The following is a 10,458-nucleotide window of genomic DNA, read 5'->3' as shown; positions in this document are numbered from 1 at the left end:
GAGCTAGCAATCAATGCTGGTATTGATATGGATATGACAGGCGCTAACTTTATCAAACACCTCAAAAAATCAGTCGAAGAGGGTAAGGTAAAAGAAGAGACTATCAACACCGCTGTACGCCGTATCTTGGAAATGAAATTCGTATTGGGCTTATTTGACGACCCTTACAAGTTCCTCGATGAGAATCGCGCCAAAACAACCCTTATGAAACCGGAGTTCTTGCAAGTAGCCCGCACTGCCGTTGCTAAATCAGTGGTATTGCTCAAAAACAACGCCGAGGTATTGCCTATCACTCCCGATATGCCGAAAAGGGTAGCCCTTATAGGCCCTATGATAAAAGATTCTATTAACCAAAATGGCGAATGGCAAGGTCGCGGTGATCGTACACTCAGTGCATCTCTTTTTAAAGGATTACAAGAAGTGTATAAAGATAGTAAGGTGCAGTTCAGCTATGCCAAAGGTTGTACACTTACCGCCACTACTTCTGCCGATATTGCCAAAGCAGTAGCTACAGCACGCGCTGCCGATGTAGCGGTGGTAGCCTTAGGTGAAGATTATAACTGGTCTGGTGAATCTGCTTGCCTTACCGATATACGTTTGCGCGCGCCTCAACGCGAATTGCTCCGCGCGCTCAAACAAACAGACAAACCTATAGTATTATTGGTGTATAGCGGTCGTCCGCTCGATCTCAGTGAAGAGAGTGAGTTAGCCAATGCTATTTTGCAAGTGTGGTTCCCTGGTACCCAGTCAGGTTATGGCATCGCCGATGTATTATCAGGCAAGTACAACCCTTCAGGGCGTTTGGTGATGAGTTTCCCTCGCAATGTAGGTCAAGTGCCTATCTATTACAATCACAAGAATACTGGTCGCCCCGTTGATCCTAATAACCCAACAGTTGATTACCGCTCTAAATATGAGGATGCGCCTGTCACACCACTCTATCCTTTTGGTTACGGATTGAGCTACACCACCTTTAATATTAGTAATGTACAGCTCAGCAGTGCCACCCTCAGCAAAGGAGGTAAACTCACTGTTACAGCCCAAGTAGCCAATACCGGCAAGCGCGATGGTGAAATAGTAGTGCAATTGTATATTCGCGATTTGGTGGGTAGTGTAACCCGTCCGGTGAAAGAGCTCAAAGGCTTCCAAAAAGTTGCACTCAAAGCCGGCGAAAGCAAACAAGTACAGTTTGAAATCACCGAAGACCTCTTAGCCTTCTACAACGCCGATTTGAAAAAAGTAACCGAACCCGGCGCTTTCAAACTCTGGGTAGCTCAACACTCCGCCGATAACAGCAACGAAAGAGATTTTGAACTAAAGTAGATTTTTTTCTTTCATTACACGCAAAAAGGATTGCTCTTCTAGGGCAATCCTTTTTTTGTTTTAGTGTATGATATCTTATTCGCTAATCTTAGCCCACGTATCTTTTAAGCCGACGGTTTTGTTGAACACCAATTTTTCGGGGGTAGTATCGGGGTCTACACTGAAATAGCCCAAACGTTGGAACTGTACCGTGTCGCCTGCTTGGGCGGTCTTGAGGCTTGGCTCTACATAAGCAGTTACTACTTTTAGAGAATCGGGGTTGATGTAGTTTAAGAAGCTATCCTCTTGGCGGTCGGGTTCAGCAACGGTAAAGAGGCGGTCATAGAGGCGCGCTTCGGCTTCTATTGCGTGGGCTACTGATACCCAGTGAAGTGTACCTTTTACCTTGCGCATACTCGCTTCGGTACCACTACCGCTACGGCTATCGGGGTCGTAAGTACAATGTATTTCGGTAATATTTCCTTGAGCGTCTTTCACTACGCTTTCAGCTTTGATGATATAAGCATTCTTCAAACGTACTTCTCCTCCTAATTTTAATCGGAAATACTTCTTGTCAGCCTCTTCTCTAAAGTCATCTCTCTCGATATAAATTTCTCTACTGAAAGGCACCTTACGATAGGTCATAGGGGTTATCTCAGGATTATTTTCGGCGTCAAGCCATTCTTCTTGTCCCTCAGGATAATTGGTAATCACCACCTTCACGGGGTCGAGCACTGCCATTACGCGGTTAGCTTTTTTATTGAGGTCCTCGCGCACGCAGAATTCCAATAGCGATACATCTATTAGGTTTTCGCGTTTGGCAATACCGATGGTGTCAGCGAATTTACGAATAGCTTCAGGGGTATAACCACGGCGACGTAAACCTGAGATAGTAGGCATACGGGGGTCGTCCCAGCCAGCAACATAGTTTTCGGTTACCAATTGCAACAACTTACGTTTACTCACAATCGTATGACTGAGGTTACGGCGGGCAAACTCACGTTGTTTAGGACGGGTACGAGTGTTGTCGTATACCTGGTCTAAAAACCAATCGTATAACTCTCTGTGTGGTAAAAATTCCAGTGTACAAAGAGAGTGTGATATTTGTTCGAGGTAGTCGCTTTCTCCGTGCGCCCAGTCGTACATAGGATAGATATGCCATTTGTCGCCTGTGCGGTGGTGTGAAGCGTTCATAATACGGTAGATGATAGGGTCGCGCATTAGCATATTAGGCGATGCCATATCAATTTTGGCGCGGAGTACATACGTGCCATTTTCGAATTCACCGTTTTTCATACGCTCAAAAAGGGCGAGGTTTTCCTCAGGAGAGGTATTGCGATAAGGGCTCTCAGTTCCTGCTACCGTTGGCGTGCCTTTTTGAGTGGCAATCTCTTCCGATGTTTGTTTATCTACATAGGCTTTCCCTTGTTTGATAAGCATTACTGCCCAGTCGTAAAGTTCTTGAAAATAGTCGGAAGCGTAGCATTCTTTATCCCATTTGAATCCGAGCCACGCTACATCACGGCGAATCGCATCTACGTATTCTTGTTCTTCCTTAGAAGGGTTGGTATCGTCGAAACGCAAGTTTACAGGGGCGTTGTAGCGCAAGCCCAATCCGAAGTTAAGGCAGATAGAACTCGCGTGACCGAGGTGCAAGTAGCCATTCGGTTCTGGAGGGAAGCGAAAGCGTAAGGCGCTGGCGGGAAAGCCTGCCTCAAGGTCTTCCTCAATGATATTTTCTATAAAGTTATTAGAGCGTTGTTCTTTTAATTCTTCTGACATCTTTTTTAATGATTAATGATGAATGGTAGATAGTTAATTCTTGTTTTCAAGGTGCAAAGATACAAATAATTTCCTAATTTACTAATTAACCAATTACTCTCATTCTTTTGGCGAAGGCAATAGCTTCCACATTATCAGCGTGTGTTTTCTCTTAGGATATTTTGCCTATAATGGTTTACTGTATGTACACTGATATTCAGCTTTTCGGAGATTTCTCTGCAAATATTTGTCATTTCCCTAAAAACACCTACCTTTGCCACCTCAGTAGCCACTAATCATTATAACTTATGCCTACTTACAACAAAATATTTGAAAACAATCGTCAATGGGTAAAACACCGCAAAGAGGGCGACCCTCATTTCTTCGAGAAACTCGCCGAAGACCAGAACCCCGACTATCTTTATATAGGTTGCTCCGATAGTCGTGTAGCTGCCGAAGAGTTAATGGGTGTAGGTCCTGGTAAAGTGTTCGTACACCGCAATATTGCCAATGTAGTAAACACTCTCGATATGAGCTCTACCGCTGTGATACAATATGCCGTAGAACACCTGAAAGTAAAGCATATTGTCGTATGTGGTCATTACGATTGCGGAGGTGTAAAGGCTGCTATGCAAGCCAAAGACTTTGGTTTGTTAAACCCTTGGTTGCGTACCATTCGCGATGTATACCGCTTGCATCAAGCAGAACTCGATGCCATTACTGATGCCGACCAGCGTTACCGCCGTTTGGTAGAACTGAACGTAGAAGAACAGTGTTTCAATGTTACCAAAATGGCAGTTGTGCAAGAAAGTTATCTCAAACACCAATATCCTGCTGTTCACGGTTGGGTATTCGATATTCACACCGGCGAACTTATAGACCTTAATCTCGACTTCGAAGCCTTCCTTCATAAAATCCAAAAGATATACGACCTCACCGGACAAGAATGGTATAAACCCTACTAATTTCACTCAATAGTCAAAAGTCAAAAGACGTCATATATCAGCTCCAACTATTCTCTGGCTACTTTACAACGAACTTATATTAAATACAATTTCTCTCAAAAACTTCTTTATAAACACCTATTCTACCACGTCTATCTTTTCGCTCCCCTAAGTCTCTCCGATAGCACCCACTTTTTTAATCTATCTCATAAAACTTTTTCACCGCCTCACCCTCGTTATTCGTCCCCCGTCATTACTTCCCTTTTCCGTCACTACATTCCCCCTCATTGAGGAAGTCCGCGAGAGCGGAGTATGTGTAAAAGGGGGAGGTTATCCCCTATTGCTTATGCCCTAAGACACCACACCACCCCATTTTCTCATTTCCAAATTTGCTAATTCCCTAATTATCCCTTCTCTTTTCCGTCACTACATTCCCCTTTTTCTGTCCCTACATTCCCCCCTCTCCTTGGGAGAGGGACGGGGTGAGGATTCTCTTTCTTTCGCCTCGAAACCCTATTTTTGCCATTTTTTGCATCGCTGTATTATACTATGAGTCAACTATTTATATACCCTTTCTATACCAATCGTCCAAGATTCGTATAAGCTTCCTATAAGCTCTCTATAAGCTAACCCCACCCTCCTTATAGCCTTTTTTCACTAAAATTCCTCTCAGCTCCCTTCTGAAAAATTCCGTTTTCTTCCGAAAACCCTAATCAGTCCCAGCACATCACTTTTTCATCTCAAACTTTGGCAAAGTTTTAAACTTTGCCAAAGTTGAATAAACAAACAATATTCCCTCATTCTCTAATTTTCTCATTTTCTCATTTGCTAATTTTCCCCGCCCGTCGTGCTACGACCTCACACTTTCTTCCTTTTTCTTTTGAAAAGTGTTAAAATTAATAAAAATACACTTTCTTTTATTTTCTCCTTATCTATTGTAATTCATATGATTATCCCCTCTATTTAGCGAAGTATATAAAATTATTTAAAAATATTAGCTATAATTATTTGGTAGGTATAATAAATAGTCGTACTTTTACGCCGTAAATTTCATTTAATAGCCAAACTTATGAAAGAAAAGTATTTAACATTTGTTATGTTTGTGTTAGGTTGCTTTTTAACAACTCTTATGGCACAAACCATCTCAGTAAAAGGTAAAGTTACTGACGATAAAAAAACGCCTTTACCCGGAGTTTCCGTAGTGGTTAAAGGCTCTACGCACGGTACATCTACTGATTTTGACGGTAATTACCAAATCCAAGCCAAAGTAGGCGATGTGCTTGAGTTTAGCTTTGTAGGATTTACTACCCAGACTAAAAAAGTTGTAGGGGGGGGTAATTCTTATACAGTTAATGTACAGCTAAAAGAAGATACCCAGCAACTCAGCGAAGTAGTAGTGGTGGGGTTTGGTACCCAAAAGAAAGTAAACCTTACGGGTTCTGTCAGTTCTGTCGACTCTAAAGCTATCGAAGCACGTCCCGTAGCTACCGTCACTGAGGCTTTGCAAGGTATTGTTCCGGGGCTGAACATCTCCACTTCCACCGCTGGAGGTCAGCTCGATGCTACCAAAAGCTTTAACATTCGTGGAGCAGGTACCATTGGCGATGGCTCTAATGCAAGCCCGTTAGTACTTATCGATGGTATGGAAGGCGATATGAATGCCCTCAACCCTAATGATATCGAGAATATTTCAGTACTTAAAGATGCTGCGGCTGCTTCTATCTATGGTTCAAGAGCTCCGTTTGGGGTAATCCTCATAACTACTAAAAAAGGAAAATCTGGTAAAGTAATAGTAAACTATACTTCTAATTTGCGTGCTGATTCTCCTATCATTCGCCCTAAAATGGTCGATTCTTACTCTTGGGCTACTTATTTTAACGACGCCGATGTAGGCGGTACGCAATTCCAAGATTGGAAACTTCAACAAATAAAAGACTTTCAAGAAGGAAAGATTACCAAATCAATGTTCGAAAACTCTTCTGGTAAATGGGAAGCTTGGGACGCTCACGACTTGCTCCCTATTGCAAATACCAACTGGATTGAAGAACACTACAAGAAAGCTTATTATTCTTATGAACACAACCTCAGTGTAAGTGGCGGTAGTGATAAAAACCAGTATTACATCTCTGCTAACTACTTAAACCGCGATGGACTTTTCCGTTATGCCTCCGAAGACTTCGACCGCTATACCCTTACAGGTAAAATAAACGCTAAAATTAATGACAAACTCTCTATAGGCTATAGTTCTCGGTTAGTGCGCCAGAATTACGAAGCCCCTTCCTACCTTACCCACAATGCCGTATTCTTCCACGATATCATTCGTTATTGGCCTATTATCCCTCTCAAAGACCCGAATGGCAATTATACTCGTGAAAGTAAAGTGCCATACCTGAGAGAGGGTGGTAAACAAAAATCTGAGAAGGATTGGTTGTATTCTCAACTCACTGCCAATTACAAAATCACTGATAAATGGGACGTGGTAGCTGAGTTTAACTATCGTATCTATACAGAGTTCAATCACACCGACCATCTTACTACTTATGCTAAAGATGTCAAAAATCAACCTTATATTGTAGATAACGAGACTTCTTCTATATATGAATATGCTAAGAAAGAAAACTTCTTAAACCCTAACGTATTCACAAATTATCACATCAATTTAGAAAGTGGTCATAACTTTAAGCTTATGGCGGGCTTCCAGTCCGAACTTCTAAAGAGTAGAGATTTATCAGGCGATAAAAAGAATGTGATTACCCCTTTAACTCCTACTCTAAATACCGCTTCTGGTAAAGAAGTAACCAAAGGAGGTTATAGCCATTGGGCTACCTTAGGTTTCTTTGGTCGTATCAACTACGATTACCAAGGTAAATATTTGTTAGAGGTAAATGGTCGTTATGATGGTACTTCTCGCTTCTTGCGCAATCAACGTTGGAGCTTCTTCCCTTCTTTCTCTGCTGGTTGGAACGTAGCTCAAGAAAACTTCTGGGAACCCTATCGCGACTATGTGAGCACCTTCAAGATTAGAGGCTCTTGGGGTGAATTGGGTAACCAAAATACCAAAAACTGGTATCCTCTTTATACTATAATCGATTACAAAACCAATGAAGGTAAGTGGGTTTTAGGAGAATCTCGCCCTAATATTGCTGGTATACCTGCACTTATCAGTACTACTTACGGCTGGGAAACCGTACGTTCTTGGAATGCAGGTCTCGATGTAACCGCTCTTAAAAATCGTTTGAACTTCACGTTCGATTACTTTGTCCGTGCCACTTACGGTATGATAGGACCTGCTCCCGAGCTACCTCAAACCCTTGGCGCAGCAGTCCCCAAAACTAATAACTCCGATATGGAAAGCCGTGGTTTTGAAGTAATGCTCAGCTGGAAAGACAAAATCGGTGAAGACTTTCGCTATGGTCTTACCTTTACCCTTGCCGACTCTCGTCAGAAAATCCTTAAATACCCTAACCCTTCTAAGAGTTTAGGTGACAAAAGAGATAATTGGTACGAGGGTCGTTATGATGGTGATATCTGGGGATATACCACCAAAGGAATTGCCAAAACACAAGCCGAAATGGACGCTCATTTAGCTAAGGTAAACCAAAGTCAGTTAGGAAGTAACTGGAGTGCGGGCGATATTATGTACGAAGACCTTAATGGCGACGGTAAAATATCTAACGGTAAAAACACTGTCGATGACTCTGGCGACCTTTCTATTATAGGTAACAAAACCCCTCGATATAACTATGGTATAACCCTCGATGCCTCTTACAAAGGGTTCGACTTCCGTCTCTTCTTGCAAGGGGTAGGCAAACGCGACTTTGCCACCAGTGGTTCTTACTTCTGGGGAGCAAGTGGCGGTAAGTGGCAAACCGTAGTCTTTAAAGAACATTTGGACTATTTCCGCAATGACCCTAATCACCCATTAGGACAAAATCTCGACTCTTACTATCCTCGTCCCGACTGGGATTCAGGTAGAAACCGCCATACACAAACCCGCTATTTGCAAAATGCCGCTTATCTAAGGGTGAAAAACATACAGCTCGGATATACGATCCCCCAAGAAGTAAGTGAGAAAATAGGCATTAGTAACTTACGTGTCTATATTTCAGGTGAAAATATCCTCACCTTTACCAAGCTCAGTAAACTTTACGACCCCGAAATGTTAGGTATCGGTTATGGCGACGAAGGTGCTAAAACTTATCCTATCTCAAAAACTTGGGCAATTGGTTTAAATATAACTCTTTAATTTTAGTAAACTATGAAAAGATATTTAAAATATATAGCTTTATCAGCAGGAGTATTACTCGCCTCTTGCGATAAGTTCTTAGATAGAGAGCCTTTGGATAAAGTAACCCCCGATAACTTCTTTAATACCGAAAGCGACTTACTCTCTTATGCTATCAACCTCTATCCCGATGTAAGTTTCTCTACTATTCCACCAGGACAATACGGGCTTTCCGTCTTCAAATCGGACGATGCAACCGATAACCAAGTTGCCCCAGCTGGTAATGCTCGATTCTTACCCGGTGAATGGCGTGTGCCTAGTACTAGTAAAGAATGGAATTTCGAGTCTATCAGAAAGTGCAACTACTTCTTTGAGAAAGTACTTCCTAAATACGAAGCCAATGAAATTAAAGGAAGTCCTGCTAATATTAAGCAGTGTATAGGAGAAGTCTATGCGCTCAGAGCACAAATCTATTTCGTAAGACTCCAAAACTTTGGCGACTTCCCCATCATTACTGAAGTGTTGCCCGACGAGAACGCTATCTTAACTGAGCAAAGTAAGCGCCGTCCTCAAAATGAGGTCGCTCGCTTTATCCTTTCCGATTTAGACAAAGCCATCGCCCTGCTCAGCGAAAGTACCCCTAATGGCAAAAATCGCATCAATCTCAACGCTGCTTATCTCCTCAAGTCTCGTGTAGCACTCTACGAAGGTACTTGGCTTAAATACCACAAAGGTACTGCCCAAGTGCCAGGAGGAGCTGGCTGGCCTGGTGCTCAAGCAAGCTATTTGAGTAACTTCAGTATCAATATCGATGATGAAATTAAGTTCTTCCTTACCGAAGCCAAAAACGCTGCTAAAGTAGTCGCCGATAAGATGGTAAATAACCTTACCCCTAACTCTGGCGTGCGTGTAGCTCGCGATGCCAGTATGGCTATTAAGAATCGCTATTTTATGATGTTTGCCGATGATAATATGGAATCTTATGACGAGGTTATCTTCTGGCGTAAATATTCTAAAACTGAACAAACGCATAATATCCAAATGGAATTAGCTCGTAACGGAGGTGGCTCTGGCTATACCAAAGGGCTCGTAGACTCTTACCTAATGAAAAACGGCTTGCCCATCTATGCATCAGGATCAGGCTATTTAGGCGATGAGACTCTTTTCAATACAATAGAAAAACGCGACGACCGCTTGCGTCTCTTCACTAAGTTAGATAACGACACCTTGTATTACCACGAAGGGACTCCTGTAAAAGCCCCTGTGCCCGAAATCCTTAACCCTGCCGAAACCCGTGCTACCACAGGCTATCGTGTGAAAAAAGGGTTGAACTATTCAGAAGCCGATGCCACTACTCACGACCACGGTATTACAGGCTCTATTGTTTTTCGTGGTGCCGAAGCTTTACTCAACTATATGGAAGCTCAATATCTCCTCGATGGTACCCTCGATGGCTCTTCTCAAACCTATTGGCGCGCTCTTAGAACACGTGCTAACGTAGATCCCGATTTCCAAAAAACCATCTATGCTACCGATATGGAGAAAGAAAAACTTGGCGACTGGGGAGCTTACTCCGCAGGAACTTTGGTGAATACAACGCTTTACAATATCCGTCGCGAACGTCGTAACGAGTTTATTGCCGAGGGTATGCGTTGGGCTGACCTAAAACGTTGGCGTTCTATGGAACAGATCAAAAACACTCCTTATATTGTCGAAGGATTCAAAATTTGGGGAACTATGAAAGATTGGTATAAAAACCAAGATGGCACTTCCAAATTAGTAGTAAGCGACACCGATAAAGGAAATGTAAACCCACAATCCAACAGCGTCTACTTGCGTCCTTACCAACGCAATAAAGTGAACAATCTCTATTACGATGGTTATAAGTGGAATGACGCTCATTATTTCGAGCCAATCCCTATGGACGCCTTCCGTCTTACTTCTCAAAATCAAGCCAATTTAGATGGTTCAGTAATCTATCAAAATCCAGGCTGGAGCAAAGTAGCCGGCGAAAGTATAAAATAACATCTTTCATAACATAATTTTTATTGCTTAGACAGAAAAAGCTACCTTTGAGGGGTAGCTTTTTCTATTTTATAGCTATTTGCTATAAACTTTTTCATCGCTCCACTTTTCATCATTCGTCATTCGTCCCCCGTCATTACTTCCCTTTTCCGTCACTACATTCCCCCTCATTGAGGAAGTCCGCGAGAGCGGAGTATGTGA

General features: G+C 42.5%; 6 protein-coding genes. 4 read left to right on the top strand and 2 right to left on the bottom strand.

Features of this window, described 5'->3' with window-relative positions; translation table 11 throughout:
• Positions 1-1,323: glycoside hydrolase family 3 C-terminal domain-containing protein (locus tag HW279_RS00025; protein WP_178957492.1), on the top strand; the 1,323-nt coding region annotated here is incomplete at its 5' end.
• 75 nt (positions 1,324-1,398) lie between these two features.
• On the opposite strand, the gene HW279_RS00020 is transcribed toward HW279_RS00025, so the two are convergent.
• Both HW279_RS00020 and HW279_RS11275 read right to left on the bottom strand, forming a co-directional pair.
• On the bottom strand, positions 1,399-3,084 hold the full coding sequence (locus tag HW279_RS00020) for a glutamine--tRNA ligase/YqeY domain fusion protein (RefSeq protein WP_178957491.1): 1,686 nt from the start codon (positions 3,082-3,084) through the stop codon (positions 1,399-1,401).
• Positions 3,085-3,218: 134 nt separating this feature from the next.
• Positions 3,219-3,317, bottom strand: a complete 99-nt coding sequence (locus tag HW279_RS11275) for a LuxR C-terminal-related transcriptional regulator (RefSeq protein ID WP_410493740.1) — start codon at positions 3,315-3,317, stop codon at positions 3,219-3,221.
• A 54-nt stretch (positions 3,318-3,371) separates the two neighbouring features.
• Between HW279_RS11275 and HW279_RS00015 the strand changes: the two genes are divergently transcribed.
• From HW279_RS00015 to HW279_RS00005, 3 genes are all read left to right on the top strand, one after another.
• Positions 3,372-4,028 carry a carbonic anhydrase gene (locus HW279_RS00015; protein ID WP_178957490.1) on the top strand — a complete coding sequence of 219 codons (657 nt, stop codon included), beginning with the start codon at positions 3,372-3,374 and terminating at the stop codon, positions 4,026-4,028.
• A 1,048-nt stretch (positions 4,029-5,076) separates the two neighbouring features.
• A complete protein-coding gene (locus HW279_RS00010; RefSeq protein ID WP_178957489.1) occupies positions 5,077-8,253 on the top strand; it encodes a SusC/RagA family TonB-linked outer membrane protein in 3,177 nt (1,058 codons plus the stop codon).
• A gap of 12 nt (positions 8,254-8,265) precedes the next feature.
• The gene (locus tag HW279_RS00005; RefSeq protein ID WP_178957488.1) at positions 8,266-10,257 is read left to right on the top strand and encodes a RagB/SusD family nutrient uptake outer membrane protein; all 1,992 of its coding nucleotides are present in this window, start codon (positions 8,266-8,268) and stop codon (positions 10,255-10,257) included.
• Positions 10,258-10,458 lie beyond the last annotated feature (201 nt).

This window comes from Capnocytophaga sp. oral taxon 903 (assembly GCF_013394785.1).
Lineage (GTDB): Bacteria > Bacteroidota > Bacteroidia > Flavobacteriales > Flavobacteriaceae > Capnocytophaga > Capnocytophaga ochracea.
This window is presented reverse-complemented; position numbering and strand designations above follow the sequence as displayed.

Coding starts and splice junctions, on each gene's coding strand:
- HW279_RS00020 (WP_178957491.1), bottom strand. CDS start 3,084: ATGTCAGAAGAATTAAAAGAACAACGCTCTAATAACTTTATAGAAAAT.
- HW279_RS11275 (WP_410493740.1), bottom strand. CDS start 3,317: ATGACAAATATTTGCAGAGAAATCTCCGAAAAGCTGAATATCAGTGTA.
- HW279_RS00015 (WP_178957490.1), top strand. CDS start 3,372: ATGCCTACTTACAACAAAATATTTGAAAACAATCGTCAATGGGTAAAA.
- HW279_RS00010 (WP_178957489.1), top strand. CDS start 5,077: ATGAAAGAAAAGTATTTAACATTTGTTATGTTTGTGTTAGGTTGCTTT.
- HW279_RS00005 (WP_178957488.1), top strand. CDS start 8,266: ATGAAAAGATATTTAAAATATATAGCTTTATCAGCAGGAGTATTACTC.